16 protein-coding genes and 1 pseudogene are annotated in these 18,039 nt (G+C 68.2%); 9 read left to right on the forward strand and 8 right to left on the reverse strand.

The annotated features are described in order from the left end of the window. Positions 1 to 565: 565 nt before the first annotated feature. The 4 genes and pseudogenes from uppS to ACZ7LV_RS04555 all read left to right on the forward strand — a co-directional run bounded on the left by uppS (position 566) and on the right by ACZ7LV_RS04555 (position 4,320). Complete coding sequence (uppS, locus tag ACZ7LV_RS04540; RefSeq protein ID WP_471936120.1) at positions 566 to 1,276, forward strand: polyprenyl diphosphate synthase; 711 nt, start codon at positions 566 to 568, stop codon at positions 1,274 to 1,276. Continuing rightward, entirely contained in the window at positions 1,273 to 2,736 is a 1,464-nt protein-coding gene (locus ACZ7LV_RS04545; RefSeq protein ID WP_471935600.1) for an oxygenase MpaB family protein, read from the forward strand. The genes uppS and ACZ7LV_RS04545 overlap by 4 nt, the downstream gene beginning before the upstream one ends. Before the next feature lie 170 nt (positions 2,737 to 2,906). Further along, positions 2,907 to 3,326, forward strand: a pseudogene (locus tag ACZ7LV_RS04550) (endolytic transglycosylase MltG); the annotation flags it as partial. Between the two features lie 535 nt (positions 3,327 to 3,861). Continuing rightward, positions 3,862 to 4,320 carry a cupin domain-containing protein gene (locus tag ACZ7LV_RS04555; RefSeq protein WP_471935602.1) on the forward strand — a complete coding sequence of 153 codons (459 nt, stop codon included), beginning with the start codon at positions 3,862 to 3,864 and terminating at the stop codon, positions 4,318 to 4,320. Between the two features lie 75 nt (positions 4,321 to 4,395). Here the strand turns inward: ACZ7LV_RS04555 and ACZ7LV_RS04560 are convergent, their stop codons facing one another. The 4 genes from ACZ7LV_RS04560 to ACZ7LV_RS04575 all read right to left on the reverse strand — a co-directional run bounded on the left by ACZ7LV_RS04560 (position 4,396) and on the right by ACZ7LV_RS04575 (position 7,563). Continuing rightward, positions 4,396 to 5,262, reverse strand: a complete 867-nt coding sequence (locus tag ACZ7LV_RS04560; protein WP_471935604.1) for a hypothetical protein — start codon at positions 5,260 to 5,262, stop codon at positions 4,396 to 4,398. 121 nt (positions 5,263 to 5,383) lie between these two features. Continuing rightward, the gene (locus tag ACZ7LV_RS04565; protein ID WP_471935605.1) at positions 5,384 to 5,881 is read right to left on the reverse strand and encodes an allene oxide cyclase barrel-like domain-containing protein; all 498 of its coding nucleotides are present in this window, start codon (positions 5,879 to 5,881) and stop codon (positions 5,384 to 5,386) included. A 276-nt stretch (positions 5,882 to 6,157) separates the two neighbouring features. Beyond that, positions 6,158 to 7,375, reverse strand: a complete 1,218-nt coding sequence (locus ACZ7LV_RS04570; RefSeq protein ID WP_471935607.1) for an NAD(P)/FAD-dependent oxidoreductase — start codon at positions 7,373 to 7,375, stop codon at positions 6,158 to 6,160. Then, positions 7,372 to 7,563, reverse strand: coding sequence for a hypothetical protein (locus ACZ7LV_RS04575; protein WP_471935609.1), 192 nt, complete (start codon positions 7,561 to 7,563; stop codon positions 7,372 to 7,374). The genes ACZ7LV_RS04570 and ACZ7LV_RS04575 overlap by 4 nt, the downstream gene beginning before the upstream one ends. A 74-nt stretch (positions 7,564 to 7,637) precedes the next feature. Between ACZ7LV_RS04575 and ACZ7LV_RS04580 the strand changes: the two genes are divergently transcribed. Together ACZ7LV_RS04580 and aceE are read left to right on the forward strand one after the other, a co-directional pair. After that, a complete protein-coding gene (locus ACZ7LV_RS04580; RefSeq protein WP_471935611.1) occupies positions 7,638 to 8,123 on the forward strand; it encodes an RrF2 family transcriptional regulator in 486 nt (161 codons plus the stop codon). 115 nt (positions 8,124 to 8,238) lie between these two features. Continuing rightward, entirely contained in the window at positions 8,239 to 10,914 is a 2,676-nt protein-coding gene (aceE, locus tag ACZ7LV_RS04585) for a pyruvate dehydrogenase (acetyl-transferring), homodimeric type (protein ID WP_471935613.1), read from the forward strand. Between the two features lie 152 nt (positions 10,915 to 11,066). Here aceE and ACZ7LV_RS04590 read toward each other — a convergent pair whose 3' ends face one another. The 3 genes from ACZ7LV_RS04590 to ACZ7LV_RS04600 form a co-directional block, all read right to left on the reverse strand. Then, on the reverse strand, positions 11,067 to 11,792 hold the full coding sequence (locus tag ACZ7LV_RS04590) for a hypothetical protein (protein ID WP_471935615.1): 726 nt from the start codon (positions 11,790 to 11,792) through the stop codon (positions 11,067 to 11,069). Between the two features lie 71 nt (positions 11,793 to 11,863). Next, complete coding sequence (locus ACZ7LV_RS04595; RefSeq protein ID WP_471935617.1) at positions 11,864 to 12,535, reverse strand: hemerythrin domain-containing protein; 672 nt, start codon at positions 12,533 to 12,535, stop codon at positions 11,864 to 11,866. 422 nt (positions 12,536 to 12,957) lie between these two features. After that, positions 12,958 to 13,581, reverse strand: coding sequence for a TetR/AcrR family transcriptional regulator (locus ACZ7LV_RS04600; protein ID WP_471935619.1), 624 nt, complete (start codon positions 13,579 to 13,581; stop codon positions 12,958 to 12,960). 71 nt (positions 13,582 to 13,652) lie between these two features. Here ACZ7LV_RS04600 and ACZ7LV_RS04605 point away from each other — a divergent pair, with 71 nt between their 5' ends. After that, complete coding sequence (locus tag ACZ7LV_RS04605) at positions 13,653 to 14,354, forward strand: hemerythrin domain-containing protein (protein ID WP_471935621.1); 702 nt, start codon at positions 13,653 to 13,655, stop codon at positions 14,352 to 14,354. 108 nt (positions 14,355 to 14,462) lie between these two features. Continuing rightward, positions 14,463 to 15,326 (forward strand): hypothetical protein, encoded by an 864-nt coding sequence (locus tag ACZ7LV_RS04610; RefSeq protein WP_471935623.1) that lies wholly within the window; start codon positions 14,463 to 14,465, stop codon positions 15,324 to 15,326. A 320-nt stretch (positions 15,327 to 15,646) separates the two neighbouring features. Here ACZ7LV_RS04610 and sigJ read toward each other — a convergent pair whose 3' ends face one another. Next, positions 15,647 to 16,537 (reverse strand): RNA polymerase sigma factor SigJ, encoded by an 891-nt coding sequence (gene sigJ / locus ACZ7LV_RS04615; protein WP_471935625.1) that lies wholly within the window; start codon positions 16,535 to 16,537, stop codon positions 15,647 to 15,649. 282 nt (positions 16,538 to 16,819) lie between these two features. Between sigJ and ACZ7LV_RS04620 the strand changes: the two genes are divergently transcribed. Continuing rightward, positions 16,820 to 18,028, forward strand: a complete 1,209-nt coding sequence (locus ACZ7LV_RS04620; RefSeq protein ID WP_471935627.1) for a cation:proton antiporter — start codon at positions 16,820 to 16,822, stop codon at positions 18,026 to 18,028. Positions 18,029 to 18,039 lie beyond the last annotated feature (11 nt).

Below are 18,039 nucleotides of genomic sequence, written 5' to 3' on the forward strand. Positions count from 1 at the left end.
CCGTTGACTTCACTCCGCACGAGACGCCGCCGCCCGAAACCGCCCGACCGCCCGACCGCCGACAGGCCAGGTCACCGGCACTGCGGAGGGACCGAGCACTACTTGAAGCTCACGACTTCGTGGGTAGCCCCGTGGCGATGATGTGGTCGGCGGGGGCCGCGGGCGACCATGGCCTCGACGCGAACGGCAGGCCTGGCATGCGCGCGTCGACACGGATGGAGGTCGCGGCGGAGGCGGATGAGGTCGTCGATCGTGGCCACCGGAGACATGCGAATGCCGATGAGGATTCGGGCATCTGAGCCAAGGGTGAGGGTCCCCCGTTCGGCCGGTCAGGACCCTTCCGTGCCCTCAGACTTGTGGAAGGGAACGCTCTGGCGGGCGGGCGTGTGGGCGATGCGAGGTGGGCGTGACCGAGCGCGGCAGGGCCGACCATGCCGCCCCGGGCGGGACGGGGCTGGGTGCGACGGACCGTAGCGTCCAGCGCGCACGCCCGGCGGCGGGGGAGCGGCCGGGTGGCCCGCAGGACGAGGGCGAACAGCAGGGGGACGACAGGCCTGCCCGCGCGGTGCCGCGGCACGTGGCCTGCGTGATGGACGGCAACGGACGCTGGGCTCAGCGGCGTTCGCTTCCCCGAACGGCGGGTCATCGGGCTGCGGAGACCACCGTCATCGACATCATTGAGGCGGCCCGTGCGGCCGGCGTCGAGTGGCTCAGCCTGTACGCCTTCTCCACCGAGAACTGGAACCGCCCCGGCACCGAGATCGACTACCTCATGCGTCTGGTCCGCCGGGTTGTGCGCAAGCACGCGCCGCTGCTGCTCGCCCGCGGCATCCGCTGCCGCTTCCTGGGGGCCTCGGACCCGCGCATCCCCCGTGCGCTGGCCCAGGACTTCGTCGACCTGGCGGAGCTGACCGCAGACAGCCAGGGGATGACGCTGACCGTCGCCTTCGACCATGGCGGGCGGCGGGACATCGTCGAGGCCGCAAGGTCGCTGATCCGCAGCGGGACACCCGCCGACGAGGTCACCGAGCAGCTCTTCGCGGACCACCTGCCGTTCCCGGACACCCCCGACGTGGACCTCGTCATCCGCACCTCCGGCGAGCAGCGCATCTCCAACTTCATGCTCTGGCAGGTCGCCTACGCCGAGTGGGTCTTCCCCGAGGTGCTCTGGCCGGACTTCCGGGCTCCCGACTTCCTCACCTGCCTGCACACCTACCGGCACCGCGACCGCCGCTTCGGCGGCGTGCCGCCCCAGACGAACGGAAACCCGTCATGACGACTGGAACCACGGGAAAGGCCGACGAGGCATCCTTGTTCGGCCCGGAGTCGCAGTTCCGCGCCTTCTTCGACGACCCGCGCTGGGCGCTGGCCATGATCCGGGCCACCGTACTGGAGGCCGCTCACCCCCAGATCGGCGCCGCCCTCGCCGACAACTCCACCTTCGTCGCCCACCCCTGGCGTCGGCTGCGCAACACCTTCCTCAGCATGCGGCGCATGTTCAACGCCGACCCGGCGGTACGCGAACGGGAAGCCGACCGCCTCAACAGGCTGCACGCGCGCATGAGCGGCTCCGACTCCCGCGGCCGCACCTACGACGCCATGGACCGCGCCACCCGCGCCTGGGTGGTCGCCACCCTGTTCGAGAGTGCCGTCACCATGTGCCGACTGAGCGGCCAGCCGCTCGACCAGGACACCATGGAGCGCATGTACGCCGAGTACCGCGCGTTCCTCGCCGCGCTCGACGGCGACGCCGGGGGACTCCCCGAGGACCTCGCCGACTTCTGGCGGTACTTCGACAGGGTCGTCGAGAACGAGCTGGAGAACACGGAGGCGGCCCGCGTCATCCTCTACCGGCTCTTCGACCACCTGCCCGCCCCGGCACTGCTGGACGGCGCGCCGACACTGTGGGCCGCCGGCCGGGCCGTCGTCGGTCCGGTCCTCGGCGCGATCACCGTGGCCTCACTCCCCGAGCCCTACCGGCGCAGGGCCGGCCTGCCCGAGATGCCCGGCGCCCCGACCCTCATGCAGGGCGCCTACCTCGCCGCCGGGCTGACCCGATTCCTGCCCGATGGCTGGATCAATGCCGAAACCATCATCGACGTCCTCTCCCTCTCGCCGGACAGCGACGACCCCCGCGCCCGGACCGTTACCGCGCTGCGCGCCCGTATGAAGCGGGCATCCGCCCTGCTCCGCCTCCTCACACCACTGAGCGGTGACGCCGCCCCCGACCCGGTCCCCTCGGCGACCACGGGAGAGCGCCGCCGCTCGGCGGAGGAATTCTTCCGACAGGTGCTGGACCAGACCGGGGACGGCCACCTCGACTGGCCGGATCTCGCCGCCATGGCACGCGAACTGGCCACCCGCCTCGACCTGGACGAACCCGAGGAGACCCGGCTCTACGACGCCTTCGCCGCCTGGTGGCGCGAACTCCAGGCCGACCTCGACACGGACGGCGACGGCCGTGTCAGCGCCGATGAATACGCCGCCGCCGTACCCTCCCTCGCCGGTCCCGCGCTCATCCGCGTCGCCGAGGTGCTCTTCGACGCCACCGACAAGGACGGCAGCGGGACCATCGACGCGGACGAGTACCGAGCGCTCTTCCGCACGGCCTTCCACCGCGATCTCACCACGAGCGACGGCACCTACAGCCGCAGCGCTTTCGTGGGCGACTTCCTTTCCTTCATGTCAGGCCGCCGCACGAACACCCCGTATGACCCCCTCCTCGCCGACGCCTGACAACTCGCGCATGTTTCAGGAGGCCGTGAGGCAACACGTGAAAACGGTCCGCAGAAGCGCTGGCCACACGATGGGCGTTCCGGCCGCGAGGAAGGCGTGTTCGAGGGCTGGGCCGCATCTTCTTCACGTTGTGGCGCGACGAGCCGGACGCACCACTTCGCGTGCCTCCTGAGCCGCAAGACGTTCTCACGGAGATGGTGGCGCGCGCCACTTCGACGTACGCACAGCTGGGCGTCGAGAAGAAGGCCGAAGGGCTTGGCCTTGACGACCCTTGGGAGCTGCTCACTGTCGCAAGTCTGGTGCAGGTGGAAGGGACCAGCCACGACGACTTCCGGAAAATGGCCGAGGTGGTCTACAACCGTCTCGACCGGGCGAACCCCCAGACCAACGGCATACTTGAGTTCGACTCCACATACAACTACCTCAAGAATCAGAGCGAGATCGACCTGAGCCTGAGCGAACTCCGTAACGGCGACAGCCCTTACAACACCTATTACCGCAGGGGTCTCCCGCCCGGACCGATCAGCAACCCGGGTGAGGAAGCTCTGCGAGGCGCACTCGAACCGACAAATGAGGGCTGGTATTACTTTCATCGCGCGGCGGAGGTAGGCGGCGCGACTGCTGCCCCACCGGGCAGGGCCCCGTGACTTCACGAGCCGTGGTCGGGATTCGCACCCTGCTTGTCATGGTCATACTCGGCCCCGGAATGCTTCGGTCGTTGCTTCGTCACGCCGGTTGTGGTCGTCCGTCGGGCTCCGCCGTACCCGACCGTTGTGGCCGGCGGACGGTGCTGGGAAGGGGCGCCCCGGGGTGTCGATACCGCCGTGCGGGGACCCGGGTTCAGTCGTACGGTTTTCGTATGTGCGCTGTCCAGGCGAAGGGCGACGTCGCCACATAACCCCTGCTCCCGCCAGACGCGCGCCGACGTGAGGGAGTGCTCTTCCCGCCTTCGGCGCGAGGGGGAGTGCCCGTGTCGGCAAGCTCGTCACTGACGCAGCGTCATTGGTATCCGAGCTGAGCCACTCGACTCTTTTCTCTCGCTGCTCGTCATCCCCCTCATAGTGCCGGATCGCGCTCGCCACGCGCGTGTACTCGGCGGGGGCTGACGGGCCGAACAGGAGAAAAATGAACGGAATACGTGTCTCCTGCGGCTGTCTGGTTGCCGGCATGGCTGCCGTGGCGCTCTCATGTGCCCCTGCGGCAGATCGTGCGAGCAGCCAGGCGCCAGTCGCTGCGGTATCTTCGGAACGCCCGTCCGAAACACTGACGCCTATTCTCGAACAGGCGATTCCGAATGTTCAGGGGAAGACGTTCACCTCGGCGATCGTGAGCTTCCCGCCCGACGCGCGGGCGGTGCCGCATCGCCACGGTGAGGCGTTCGTCTACGCCTATGTACTCGATGGCACGATGCGCAGCCAGCTTGACGGTGAGCCTGCACGTACCTATCAGCAAGGCGAACACTGGGTGGAAGAACCGGGCGCCTATCACGTGCTGACGGAGAACACCAGCAAGACGGAACCTGCGAAGCTCCTGGTCGTCTTCATCTCGAACACAGGGGACGAGCTCAAGGTTCCAGAGCCCTGACATACAAACGGTGTGGGGCGGCGGGGCGCAAAGACTCACCAATGCCCGGCCCAGGCTGGCACGGCAGATTGACTGTCAATCGTCGACGCTCGGCACGTATCGCGTGCGTGGCGGCGGAGTGCCGTGCGGGGCGTCCATGCGGTGGGAGGTGCGAGCCCGTTCGCTCAGGTGCCGGGTGATCACCTGGGACAGGATCTGGAATGCGGCCTGCACTTCCAGGTGGTCGAGGGTGTCCAGGTCGCCGCCGACCAGCGGCGTGTCACTGGACAGAGTGGTCCAGCCGGTTTCGTCGCCGCGGAGTTCGACCCTGACTGTTTCACCTGTGGGTGCGGTCACCGAGAGCGTGGCGGCGTCGGTGACAGCACTCCGGCCGGTGTGGAGGAGCGCACGTCGTTGCTCGTCGGTCGAGGCCGCGAGTCGGTGACGCCCGGCGGTCGCGGCCAGTGCCTGGTGGGCCAGGCGGGAGACCGCCTGGCCCTCCCGCGCCAGTTGGGCCAGGCTTGCCTCCTGCCCCCATCCCGGCCCCTGGTCCTTGGGTGGGTCCAGTACGTCGGCGGTGGCTTCCCATGCATGGGTCGCGGCGCGGGCGGCTCGTGTGACAGGGTCCGCCGGATCATGTGTGTGGGCAGGCCGGGTGACGGCGTCCGCGATCCGCGCGATCATGCGCACCGACTCGGCGTTCAGCGGCGCGCCCTGGCCGGCCAGGGGCCCGGTGCGCTCACCGCGTTTGCTTACGTCGACGCTCCGGGCGGCGAGGTCGGCGTAGACGGTGTCCCGCGAGACGCGGGCCAGTCTGGCCAGTTCCGCGACGCTCCGGGTGCCGGTGCGCCATGCGTCGGCCATGAGGTCGGCCCGGTCGGAAGCGAGGCGTTCCCTGCGCTCGGCCCAGGCGATGAGTGCGGACAGGGCGGTCAGGCGATCGGTCTCGGAATACTCGGCCATGCGGTGATGCTATGTCGAATGAATCGACATGTCGAATGGCTCGACACCATGGCTCGCGAGCCGGCGCCTGCCCGCGCCGCCCGGCGGCTGGCCTTGCGGCCCCCGTTCCGCCCCTCAGTGGTCAGCGCTGAAGGTGCACGGTGAAGTGCCGCTCCGTCTCACCCGCGGGAACGGTGCGGACGAAGCCCTGAGCCGTGCTGTAGGCGCCGGATCCTCCGGTGATGGCGACGTCGACCGAGCTCGGCGCAGGCAGATGCAGCAGCGACTGGGCGGCAAACTGGCCCTCCGGAAGCGCGAAGGTGCCCACGCACTGGAGGGCGGCGGGACTGGCCTGGGTGTAGGTGCAGATCGCGCTGTGGTCGCCCACCTTCTTGCCGCCACGGTAGAGGTCCTCGTGGACGATCCGCTGATCGCCCACGCCGACTCCCGGTTTGCCCAGATCGACCTCCCCTGCCGAGGTCTGCTTGCCGACCAGATCAAAGGTCTTCATGCGGGGCTTGCGGTCCGGCATGTCGGCCGACGCCGACGACGCGAGTACCGCGCCGCCGACGAGAGCAACTGCAACTCCCGCTGCGACGCCCAGGTAACGCGCCTTGCTGGTCTTGGTGGTGTGCGGCATGTCTACTCCATGTACTCGGGTGTTTACGTTGTGTTCTTGCACATACGGCCGACGGCCTGGGCCGGTCGGCCGCTCGGGTCACTGGGCGGGCGGCGTCCCCCATTGCGGGGTGCCTCATCATCCGCACCGGAGCGCGCCTCCCGTGCCAAGCATGCCGAGCGAGACCTGCGGCGGCACCCTCGCGCTTCCCTTCCGGGGCTGCGATGAGGAAGGTGGCCGTTGTCGGCCAGGCGACCGCCGACGGATGATCCGTCCCGGAGAGGCGGGCGATGCGGCTCAGGCTCTGACTTCCTCCACCGACCAACTGTCGCCATGGTCGGCGAGTTCGAGGATGGCGTCGGCGTCGTCGACCGGCGGATAGATCCACTCGGCGTTGATCTGCTTCTTGAGCGACTTCCCCTGCTCGCCCGTCTTCTCCACGACCCGATCCCAGCCCGTGGTGACCACGGCGCCGGCGGATCCGAGGTCCAGACACGTGACGTAGGGGTTCGAGGCGAAGGGCACCAGTTCCAGTCCGAGGAGATCGGCAGCGACGTTGTGGCCCGCGAACTTGCCCAGAGGAATGGCGTGCTGGCAGCTCTGCATGACCGTCTGCTCCTCGTCGGCGGCAGCCGCAGCGGTGTCACCGGACGCGAACACCCCGGGCACTCCCCGTACGCGCAGGAACTCGTCCACCCGCAGTCGCCCGTGCCGGTCACGCTCCGCAGGGATGTCCTGAGTGAGCGGGCTGGCTGCCATGCCGGCCGTCCAGATCACGGTGGACGCAGGGATGCGTTCACCGTCGGAGAGCTCGATCTCGTTCTCGGTGACCCGTTCCACCGTCTTGCCCAGGCGCACCTCTACTCCCAGTTCGCGAAGGGCGGAGTCGATGTGCGGGCGCGGACCCTCGCCCAGTTCGGGTCCCACCGCGTCGGCGCGTTCCACCAGCACGACGCGAACGTCGGTGGCGTCTCCCGCCAGTTCCCGCAGTCGGCCGGTCAGCTCCGTGGCCACCTCCAGGCCGGTGAAGCCCGCTCCGATGACGACGGCGGTGAAGGACCCTGACTGCGACGCACGCTGCGGCAGCCGGCGCAGATGGTGGTCGAGCCACGTGGCAGCATCGAGGGTGTCCACGTCGAAGATCCGTTGGGCGCCAGGGATTGTCGGACGCACGACCTGGCTGCCGGAGGCCAGGACCAGCCGGTCATAGCTCAGCACGGTGTCACGTCCGCTGCGGTCGACCGCGTTCACCGTCTGGGTGCTGGTGTCGATTCCGGTGACCGTCGCGGCGATCCGCCGTACGCCGATCGGTCCGAGAACGCGGTCCAGCGCCACACGCTTCCCCCCGGGATCGGACTCGTAGAGCCGCGGTCGGAGCACCAGGTCGTCGCCACTGCTGACCACCGTCACCTGCAGCTCCGACTGCGGCACGCCATGGGCGCGCGCCGCGCGCACCGCGGCGGCCGCCGACCACACGCCGGCGAAGCCACCGCCGATAACCAGGATCTTTTTCATCCAGAATCACTCCACGTGAGCGCCGCGCCGAGGGCGCGGAACAAAGGATCGGACAGCTCGAACGCCCGGTTCACCCGTGACGTTGCTGAGATGAGCGGGCGCATCATTCCGCCGCCGACGGGCGTCCAGTCGCTGTCGGCCGCTTTAGTACCTGGATAGTAGACATCCAGTTTGTGCTCGTCAAACACGGCACCACCTCGACCACCCCGGGAGGCGGGGGTAACCTTTTGCCCGTATGAAACTGGATGTGTAGTATCCAGGTATGCGAACCGGTAAGGGTGTGGAATGGGCACTGCACACGCTGCTCAACCTGGCGTGGCTGGGGGGCGGCGAGCCGGTGCCGACCACGCAGCTGGCCGCTGGGCACGACCTGTCGCCGTCCTACCTGAACAAGCAACTCCAGCAGCTCGTCAAGGCCGGCCTGCTGGAGTCCGTGCCCGGTGCGCGAGGCGGCTTCCGGCTGGCCAGGCCGCTGGAGGCGGTGTCGCTGCTGGACGTGGTGGTCGCCGTCGAGGGTGATGAGCCCCTCTTCCGCTGCGCCGAGATCCGCCGCTGCGGGACCATCGGCGAGCGATGCCCGGATGCCAGCTTTGCGCGGCCGTGTGCGGTGAAGACCGCCATGGGGAAGGCCGAGACGGCCTGGCGGAAGGCGCTGGCCGAGCAAAGTCTCGCAGACATCCAGGCCACGGCCGATGCCTACGTCCCGGCCATGGCGAAGCGGGTGCGGCAGGCCATCGGGGGCGACTGATCCATCCGGCGCGCGGTCCCGCCGCGCGTTTTTCTTGGAGAGATTCTGGATGAAAAATGTCCAGAAAATTTCCCGGGGGGGCGTTGCTGTCAGGAGTAGGAAAGGGACGATCAGCATGATCGAGAACATCCATGGCCCGAGCGAACTCGATCAGGTTCCCGACCGGGACCCCGAGGAGACCGCCGAGTGGGCGGCCTCCTTGGACGCCGTCGTCGCGGCAGCCGGCCCCCAGCGCGCCTCGTACCTCATGCGGCGCACGCTCGAGCATGGCGAGCGGGCGGGCCTGATCCTGCCGAGGCTTCTGGAGAGCGACTACATCAACAGCATCCCCACAGCTGCGGAACCGGACTTCCCGGGCGACGAGGAGATGGAGCGGCGCATCACCGCGTGGAACCGCTGGAACGCGGCCGCGATGGTGACCCGCGGCAGCCGCTTCGGGCTCGGTGGGCACATAGCCACCTTCGCCTCGGCCGCCTGGCTCTACGAGACCGGCTTCAATCACTTCTTCCGGGGCAAGGAGGCGGACGGCTCGGGCGACCAGCTCTTCCTCCAGGGTCACGCCTCCCCAGGCATCTACGCCCGGGCCTTCCTCGACGGTCGACTCTCCGAGGACCACTTGGATCGCTTCCGGCAGGAACCGGGGACCGGAGGCCTGCCTTCCTACCCGCACCCGCGTCGGCTGCCATGGCTGTGGGAATTCCCCACCGTCTCCATGGGCCTGGGCCCGCTGTCGGCGATCCACCAGGCACGCTTCAATCGCTACCTGCTCCACCGAGGCATCAAGGACACGGGCCTGTCCCGCGTGTGGGCGTTCCTGGGGGACGGCGAGATGGACGAGCCCGAGTCGAGCGCGGCCCTGGCCCTCGCGGGACGCGAAGGACTGGACAACCTCACCTTCGTCGTTAACTGCAACCTGCAGCGGCTCGACGGACCCGTACGCGCCAACTTCAAGATCGTCCAAGAACTCGAGGCCCAGTTCCGTGCAGCGGGCTGGAACGTCGTCAAGGCACTCTGGGGAAGCGCCTGGGACGATCTGTTCACCCTGGACACCACCGGCGCGCTCGTACGCCGACTGCGCGAGTTGCCCGACGGGCAGCTCCAGACCTACGCGACACGGGACGCGGCATACATCCGTCAGCACTTCTTCGGTGCCGACCCGGCCTTGGTCGAGATGGCCAAGGTGCTGACCGACGCGCAGATCAGCGACTGTTTCCACAGCTCCAGGGCTGGGCACGAACCGCGCAAGGTCTACGCCGCGTACCGTGCGGCGGTCGACCACCGGGGCGCACCCACGGTCGTACTCGTCCAGACGGTCAAGGGCCACACACTCGGCAGCGGGTTCGAGTCGCGCAACGCCAATCACCAGATGAAGAAGCTGACAGGCAGTCAGTTCCGCGCGCTGCGAGATCTGCTGGACCTGCCGATCCCGGACATCAGGCTGGACGACGAGCTCATGCCGTACGCCCACCCGGGTCCTGACTCCCCGGAAGTCCGCTATCTCCACGCCCGTCGGGCGGCACTGGGCGGTCCCGCACCGGCCCGCACGTTCCATCCCGTGGCGCTGCCCGCCCCGCCGGTCAAGCCCTTCCAGGCGCTGGCCCAGGGATCGGGGAACCAGGAGGTCGCGACGACGACGGCACTCGTCCGCCTGGTCAAGGACCTGATGCGCGAGTCCGACACCGGCAGGCGATGGGTGCCGATCGTGCCGGACGAGGCCCGGACCTTCGGCATGGAGTCCTTCTTCCCCGCCTTCGGGATCTACTCCCCGGCCGGCCAGAACTACGAGCCCGTCGACCGCGACCAACTGCTCTACTACAGGGAATCCCGGGACGGCCAGGTTCTCAACGAAGGCATCACCGAGGCCGGTTCCATGGCCTCCTTCACGGCTGCCGCCACGTCCTACGCGACACACGGCGAACCGATGATCCCCTTCTACATTTTCTACGCCATGTTCGGCTGGCAGCGCACGGCCGACCAGATGTGGGCACTGGCCGACCAGCTCGGCCGGGGCTTCCTCGTCGGAGCGACCGCCGGCCGCACCACCATGACCGGCGAAGGCCTGCAGCACGGTGACGGCCATTCCCACCTGATCGCCTCCACCAACCCGGCAGCCGTCGCCTACGACCCCGCCTTCGCGTACGAGATCGCGGTCATCGTCCGTGAGGGGCTGCGGCGCATGTACGGGGCGAATCCGGAGGACGTCTTCTACTACCTCACCGTCTACAACGAGCCCAGGATCCAGCCGCCGATGCCGCGTGAGCCGGACGTGGAGGACGGCATCCTCAAGGGCTTGTACCGCTTCCGGCAAGCCGAGCACCACCCGGCAGCGGACGTCCCGCGCCTCCAGCTCCTCGCCTCCGGAACGGCCATCCACTGGGTGCTGGAAGCGCAGCGGTTGCTCGCCGAGGACTGGGGCGTGGCGGCCGACGTGTGGTCCGCCACCTCGTGGAGCGAGCTGCGACGCGAAGCGTTGGAGTGCGACGCCGCGTGGCGGCGGGGAGGCAAGCGGGTTCCGTACGTCACGCGTGCGCTGGCCGGTGCGCCAGGGCCCGTTCTCGCGGTCAGTGACTGGATGCGAACCGTCCCGGACCAGATCAGCCAGTGGGTGCCCCAGGAGTGGCATTCACTCGGCACGGACGGGTTCGGGCTGTCCGGCACACGTGAAGCGGTACGGCGCCACTTCGGGGTCGACCCTCACTCGATAGTGGTCGCCGCTCTCTCCGCCCTCGCCCACAGTGGCACGCTGGACGTGCAGACCGTGCGGGAGGCCCGAGCGCGGTACGGGCGCTGAATCCGCCGTCGCAGCCGCAACGGCGCAACAGCCCGGCACAGCCGCGCAGTTGCTCATCGAGGCGGCGACGTCGTGTCGAACCCAACTGCGAGCGCGCCAGTGCTGGGTGCGGTGCGCCTGCTCGTGTCGCGCAGACCTTCAGGTGTGTGGGCCTATGGCGTGCCTGCGAGGGCGATGTCCATTTCGGAGCTGAAAATGATCACTGAATCGATGAGATCGCCGTTGAGGTGCAGTATCTCCGACCCCAGTGCCGTGTTGTTGCCGGCGAAGTCGAAGTCCCAGACCCAGTGGATGTATTCCCTGTTCTGCGCGTACACCACGACGCGGCCGCACAGGGGAGGAGCTTGTCGCTGCACGATGTCGATGTAGTCGTTGAGAGCCTCCCTGCCCGTGAAGACTCGATCGGGCTCCATGAGCCGGATGTTCTTTGTGTAGATGGTCTCCATTGCTCTGGCGCGTGCGTTCGCGTCCGGGATCATCCAGACCTCCAAGTGCTTGGCGATGAGCACTCGGGCCTGATCCGATCCGCCGGTCAAGGTGACGTGGAGCCGGGAAATGCGTCCGTCGGGGGCAAGGGAGACGGAGAAGTCGCCGTTCTCCGTGCAGTCGTTGCCCTCCAGGTCCAGCCCCGCCCGGCTCCAGCTGCCGGCGATGGAACCGTCGGTCTCGGTGGAGGAAGTCCAGTGAAGCTCGGACTTCCTCCATTGGATCGCATGTGACCGGTGAAGGTCGACGGCCGGGGCCCGGCCCCGCACCATCTCTCCGCTGTGCATCACGAGCACGTCCTCGGTGAATACGTCATGGAGAGCGCCGAGCCCGAACGAAGCACCGTCAGCCGAGTCCACGATGGCGAAATACCGGTCAAGTGCCGTCGTCATGCTTGAACCACTTTCAGAGTGCGGGTGTTGCTGTGTACTGATCGTTGAAGGGGGAAGGGGCGGCCGCAGGGTCAGGAGCCGAAGCCCCGCAGAAGCCGCAGGTCGCCGGCGGCCTGGGCGCGCATGACGGGAAGGCGGGGACGTACCGATTCGGGTAGGCCGGCGAGAGCGACGTCCACCTCTGCGGACGTGCCCACCTCGTCGAGGAAGCCGATCATCAGGTGCCCGGCCGCATGCGGTCCGGACTCGATGACGCGCCGTGAGAAGTCCTGCCATGCCGCTGTGCTGATGTGGTCGCGAAGCGCGGGGAAGAGCAGCGGTTCTTCACGGGCCAGGTACTCATGCACACTGTCGCGCACCGCCGCGGCCGCATCACGCAGCGCTTCCCGCGCTTGCCGCATCCCACTGCCGACGCCGCTGATCGCCACCGCGTCCAAGCGGTCCAGCGCCGCGACCAGGTGGCCGTGCTGCTCGCGCAGGTCTTCAATTGCCCATCGCGTGGCCGGTGCCACCGCGATGATGTGCGGCCACAGGTCACAGGCTTTGGTCTCGTGATGGTGGCGCAGGGTGGCCGTCAGGAAGTCGCGGAGGCAGGCCAGCGTGCCGAGTGGCACCGAGGGGTGGATGGCGGACTCGGCCAGCAGGGAGGCGGCGGAGCGGTGCACTGCGTGGACAAGCCGGGTCTCGACGACCGCAGAAGGTTCCTCGAGAGCATGTCTCATCATAGAGCGCAATGTATTCATTAGAAGTCTGTAAGGTCAATTCGGTCACGGATGGTGGACCGGGCTCCGACATCGAAGCGGGAGTACGGCGACGCACGGCGCCACAACTCGGCGGCAGCCGCACGGGGATGAGCGGTGTCCGCTGTCTTCTTGGCCTGGGAGTACGTCCACGTCATTCATCGGCTGGATCGCGAAAGTCGCGAAGGCCGCCGCATGGACCGTCCATGACGAGTGTGGTGCGCTAGCCGTGCCCTCGCGGCCTGCTGTGCTTCAACTCTCTGCGTCCAGCATCGACGAGGTCCTCGCGCCGTGGAGGTCTGCGGCGACCCGTGCACGGTGGTCGAGTTGATGGCTTCGGGCGGCGGGCGGGCTCATGAACCCAATGGGGGGTGCGGGTTGCCCCAGAACGCGCGGGTCGGATCGGTGCACGAAGCACCGTGGACCTAGCGGTCCTTCAGCAGTGCCTGACAGGCGGATCGGGTGGCCCAGGTCTGGGCGCGGTCGAACGGCCAGCCGCGGTCGCCGACGAGCGTCATCCAGGCTTGCGGGCCCAGGTGGAACCAGAGCAGATCGATGGCCTCCGCGCGAGGGACGTCGGCACGAAGTGCGCCGAGCACCTCGAGGCGGTCGGTCGCACGGGTCAGGGCCTGGAGGTAAATGTCGGCTCCCCTGTCCAACACCTCTTTGACGGCGGGTTCCCCTGGCGGCTTGCGGTACAGGAGCCCGTACAGGAGGTCCCAATGGCGTTCATGGACAAGGCGGGTGCCCTCGGCGATCAGGTCGATCACGGTGTGAGGGTCGTCGCTGGCCTCGGGGGCGACGACGGCGTCGGCGATGCTCGGCCCGGCGAGTATCGGCTCCAGCAGGGCCGTCAGGATGCTCGGCTTGTTCCCCACGCTGCTGTACACCGTCGGTACGGCGTCCGTCGCCGCCTCGGCGATCTCCCCGATGGTGACCCCGGTGTACCCACGGGTGAGGAAGAGCTTTTGCGCGCTGCCGAGGATGGTCTCACGGGTGGCGGCAGCCGAGTGGGTGCGGCGAGGGGAGTCGTACTTGCGAGTAGTCACCGGCTCACGATACCTCGTGATCCATGTCACTATATTGACTATATGGGCATTGAATGAATATGGTTCTTTCCATGTCCAGAGATGCCCTCGAGCACGTCCCGGCGGTCCTAGAGACTCGGCTTGCTCATGAGGTCCACCGTGTCGCCACCACCCTTCTGGCCGAGGCCGCCCAGCGCCCCTCGGTACCGCTGAACGCGCTGGCACAGCTGCGCGACTTCCTCGTCGCGAACCTGCGTCATCACCACGAGACCGAGGACAACGACCTGTGGCCGCGGATCGTTGCCACGGCACCGGACACGGCTCATGCCCTCGGCGCGCTGAGCGAGGAGCACGACCGCCTGGAGGAGGCGCTCGACCAGCTGGCCGCAGTGGACCTGCACGACAACGATGTCCCCGCCGAGACAGGCCCGGTCGGGCATGTAGGCCCCGGTGGCGGCGTCGCGGCGGGCCAGGCCCGCGACGCACTGCGAAAGGCGGCCGCCGAAGTGCGCGACACGGTGCACGACCACCTGGCCCATGAAGAACCCCTCTTGCTTCCGGCGCTGCGCGACCACATCAGCGCCGCCGAATGGCAGGACTTCGCACAGCGAGTGATCGCGACCACACCGCCCGTAGAAGGGCATTTGATGGTCGGCTTCCTCGATGAGGTGGGGACGGCCGAGGAGGTGGAACTGGTACTCGCCGGCCTGCCGGAGCCGGTGCGTCCGCTGCTTCCCGTCATGCGTCTGCGGGCGACGGAAGACCTGCGAATCCTGCGCGGCGCAAGCGGCTGACGTCCGCACGCCCCGTACTCAGCGCAGAAATCGGCGGCCCCGCTGAAGCGGCCGCCATACCGCCCTGTCGATGAACGCCTGACCTCACCGGCGCCTCGCTGCCCATGAGTGACGGGCTTCACCGACTCGGCGCCCGATGCGGGAGAGCGCGCTCCGCGCCAGCGGCGGCACGACGCCAACACCGACTCCGTCAGCCGGCGCCCATCGGGCCGTTTTAGACTCATGTACCTGGAGAGGACCTCAATGATGGCCACCGTGCTTGACCAGTATTTCGAGATCTTGGACTGGGCCGAACACGGCCCCTCTGCTCTTGAGGGCCTTCGGGACATCTTCGCCGAGGACGTGCTGCTGATGCACGCCGGGGAAATGGTCCAGGGCCGGGAGCACGCCATCGACTTCCACCGCGATCAGGCGGCCAGGTGGAAGGAGTCCCATCACCATTGGACGAGCTCCATCCAGGCCGACGGTTCCCTCACCGGCAAGTGGAGCCAGGCCGGGCTGGACCTGAAGAGCAATGGATGCTCCGGCACCGGCCTTGTCACCGCGACCCTGAACTCCGACGGGCGGATCTCCCGACTGCACCTGACGCTGACCGGCGGGTCGGACCGCGCCCGGCTGCTCATCGCCAAGCACCTCGAGGTCTGGATGACCCCGGACGCGACCGCCCGGGCCAAGGCGATGGAGGACATCTACACCGAGGACATCACGATCATGGAGCCGGAGGACGTCTTCGTGGGCCGAGAGGTGATCAGCGACTACATCGACGTCGTCCAGCGCAAGGCTCCGCCCCTGAGCGCGCTGCTCGTCAGCCACGCTCAGAACAAGGAATTCATCCACTGGAGCTGGAGCTTCGGCTTCCCCGGCAACAAGACCGCACTGGGATCTGAAGTCCTCCACCTCAGGGGCGATCTGATCGAAAAGGTCGTCATCTTCAGCGATGACACAGACGTTTTCACCGAGGGCACACGGTAGGTACCGCAGTGGACGGTGTCGAGTCGGCCTGTCCGACCTGACACCGTTCCCTGGTAAAGACGTCCTGGCGTCGACGCCTCGTGACGGTCCACCGGTTCTTCTGGGTGGGCCGTTTCGGTCTTCGCATGCAAGCAGACAGCAGGCAGGTCCGGCATCGCGCAGCGCCCGGGCGGCGGCGAGGACGCCTCCGTGTGCGCTTGTGTGCCGGTGATGTGCCGCAGCGGCAGGCCCGGCCGCCATCGGCCCGAGCAGCTGTGCGGTACGCACCGTGGAAGGCGTCGTCACCAGGGAGACGAGGCAGTCCCGCCGAACGCGACGGCTCAGGCAGAGGGAAGTTTCTCCGGGTTGAGCACCCGGCGGTACGCCGTGATCAGGCCGTCCGCGATGTGCGCCGTATCGATGGAGTGGACGCGACCCGACTGGCGGAACACCAGCGCGAGTTCGCCGCCCACCTCGACGACGTCGATGCGTTCCGGGCGCCGCTGACGCACCAGGCGCACCATCACCCCCGCGATCCGCTCACCGCCGTGAATGGGCTTGCGTGCAGCGGGGACCTCGCCCCCGCCGTCGGTGATGAAGACGGCGTCCGGGTGCAGGAGCCTGACCAGACCGGCGAGATCTCCGGCCTCGTAGGCCGCGCGGAACGCGGTCAGCACGCGCTCGCGCTCCGCCTTCGACGCCTGCGGCGCGGACTCCTTCGCCTGGGTGACTCGCCGCCGCGCCCGCGAGGCCAGTTGGCGGGCGCCCGGCGTGGAGGCGTCCAGCACCTCGGCGATCCGGGCGAAGTCCAGGCCGAAGACGTCGTGCAGGACGAAGGCCACGCGCTCCCGAGGGCTCAGCTTCTCCATGATCAGCAGCATCGCCGAGCCGACGGACTCGTCGACGAGGACCGGCTCGGCCGCGTCCGGCCCCGTCAACAGCGGCTCGGGCAGCCAGGGCCCGACATACAGCTCCCGCCGCCGTCGCGCGCTCCCGAGGATGTCGTACGACCGCCGCGCGGCGACGGTCACCAGCCAAGCTCGCAGGTTGTCGACTTCGCGAAGATCCGCTCCGGCCGCCCGCAGCCAGACGTCCTGGGTGACGTCCTCGGCATCGGCCACGCTGCCCAGCAGCCGGTAGGCGACGCCGAAGACCGCGGGGCGATGCGTCTCCCACTCGATGCCGAGCGAATCCTCTCGCTGGAGCCGTTCCGGCGCCCGCCCGTCACCCATCCGAATCGCACATCCTTCTCGGCCGACGGTTCCAGCCTAGCCCTCGGGGTGGACGACGGAGACCCGGTCGCAGCCGACGACGGTCAGCGCCCGCGGCGTGTTGGCGGGCACGGCGTACCCGGCACCGGGGCGTACGGCGGTGACCGCACGTGGCCGGCCATGCCGCGTGGGGACCGCTTGAGTCTGCGAAGCGCGGCGACCCATAGCACCGTGGAAGGAGGCGAAAGCGGCCGGGAACCGGTGGCCGGAAAATGTGCCCGCATACCGACCAGGGGAGTCATGATGGCGTACGACAACCTGGTCATCGTGCTCGTGGTGGCTGCCGGTGTCCCGTTCCTCCTTGCCCTTGTACCTCGAGTCCCGCTCCCGGGTCCGGTCCTGGAGATCCTGGCCGGCATCGTCCTCGGCCCCGCGCTGCTCAACCTCGTGCGGCCGGACGCCACCGTTCAGGCACTGTCCGTCATCGGACTGAGCTTCCTGCTGTTCCTCGCCGGCCTGGAGATCGACTTCCAGCAGTTGCGCGGACCACTGGCCAACCTCGTCGCCGTCGGCCTGCTGGCCTCGATAGCGCTGGCCGCGATCGTCGGCTGGGGACTGGGCACCGCCGGGCTGGTCGAGAACCCCCTGCTGATCGGCACTGCACTCGTGGCCACATCCCTGGGCCTGCTGGTCCCGATCCTCAAGGACGCCGGCGCCGTCGCCCGACCGGTCGGCCAACTGACCATCTGTGGGGCCTCCGCAGGTGATATCAGCGCCGTCGTGCTGCTGTCGCTGTTCTTCTCCGAGCATGCTTCGAGCCCGGGCTCCAGAGTCGTCCTGCTGATCGGACTCGCCTGCCTGACGGCGCTCATCGTGGTCACGTCGATACGCGCCGGGCACTCCATGTGGCTGTCCCGGACCCTGGTGAATCTCGCTGACACCAGCGCCCAAATCCGCATCCGCCTCACGATGGTTCTGATCGTCGGGCTGTCGGCCGTCGCCATGCATCTGGGATTCGAGGCCGTTCTGGGCGCGTTCATCGCCGGAGCTGTACTGCGGCTGGTCGCACCCGACGCCGACCGCAAGCACCCTCAATTCCACGTCAAACTCCAGGGCATCGGCTACGGATTCCTCGTCCCGGTCTTCTTCGTCACCAGCGGCATCCAGTTCGACCTCGGAGCGCTGCTCGCGGACACCGGCACCATCCTGCGCGTGCCGATGTTCCTCGCCGCGCTCCTCCTCGTACGCGGCCTGCCCGCTCTGGTCTACCGCAGGGCAGGCTTGTCTCCCACGGAAGTGATCGCCAGCGGCCTCCTGCAGGCCACCTCTTTGCCCTTCATCGTGGTGACAACCACGATCGGTCTGAAGCTCGACGCCATCCAGCCCGCCAACGCGGCAGCGCTGGTGGCCGCGGGGCTTCTGTCCGTGATCGTGTTTCCCCTGACAGCACTTCCCCTGCTGAACCGTTCACGGGAACACATGAAGCCGGGATCCCAGGAGAGACCCTCATGACGTCGAGGTGT

This window comes from Streptomyces sp. NPDC107562, assembly GCF_055657325.1.

Excerpts from the sequence above, each read along its gene's own strand:
- aceE (WP_471935613.1), top strand. The coding sequence starts at position 8,239 with ATGATCGAGAACATCCATGGCCCGAGCGAACTCGATCAGGTTCCCGAC.
- ACZ7LV_RS04620 (WP_471935627.1), top strand. The coding sequence starts at position 16,820 with ATGGCGTACGACAACCTGGTCATCGTGCTCGTGGTGGCTGCCGGTGTC.
- ACZ7LV_RS04605 (WP_471935621.1), top strand. The coding sequence starts at position 13,653 with ATGTCCAGAGATGCCCTCGAGCACGTCCCGGCGGTCCTAGAGACTCGG.
- ACZ7LV_RS04545 (WP_471935600.1), top strand. The coding sequence starts at position 1,273 with ATGACGACTGGAACCACGGGAAAGGCCGACGAGGCATCCTTGTTCGGC.
- ACZ7LV_RS04570 (WP_471935607.1), bottom strand. The coding sequence starts at position 7,375 with ATGAAAAAGATCCTGGTTATCGGCGGTGGCTTCGCCGGCGTGTGGTCG.
- ACZ7LV_RS04595 (WP_471935617.1), bottom strand. The coding sequence starts at position 12,535 with ATGAATACATTGCGCTCTATGATGAGACATGCTCTCGAGGAACCTTCT.
- ACZ7LV_RS04565 (WP_471935605.1), bottom strand. The coding sequence starts at position 5,881 with ATGCCGCACACCACCAAGACCAGCAAGGCGCGTTACCTGGGCGTCGCA.
- sigJ (WP_471935625.1), bottom strand. The coding sequence starts at position 16,537 with ATGGGTGACGGGCGGGCGCCGGAACGGCTCCAGCGAGAGGATTCGCTC.
- ACZ7LV_RS04560 (WP_471935604.1), bottom strand. The coding sequence starts at position 5,262 with ATGGCCGAGTATTCCGAGACCGATCGCCTGACCGCCCTGTCCGCACTC.
- ACZ7LV_RS04555 (WP_471935602.1), top strand. The coding sequence starts at position 3,862 with ATGAACGGAATACGTGTCTCCTGCGGCTGTCTGGTTGCCGGCATGGCT.
- ACZ7LV_RS04590 (WP_471935615.1), bottom strand. The coding sequence starts at position 11,792 with ATGACGACGGCACTTGACCGGTATTTCGCCATCGTGGACTCGGCTGAC.
- ACZ7LV_RS04580 (WP_471935611.1), top strand. The coding sequence starts at position 7,638 with ATGCGAACCGGTAAGGGTGTGGAATGGGCACTGCACACGCTGCTCAAC.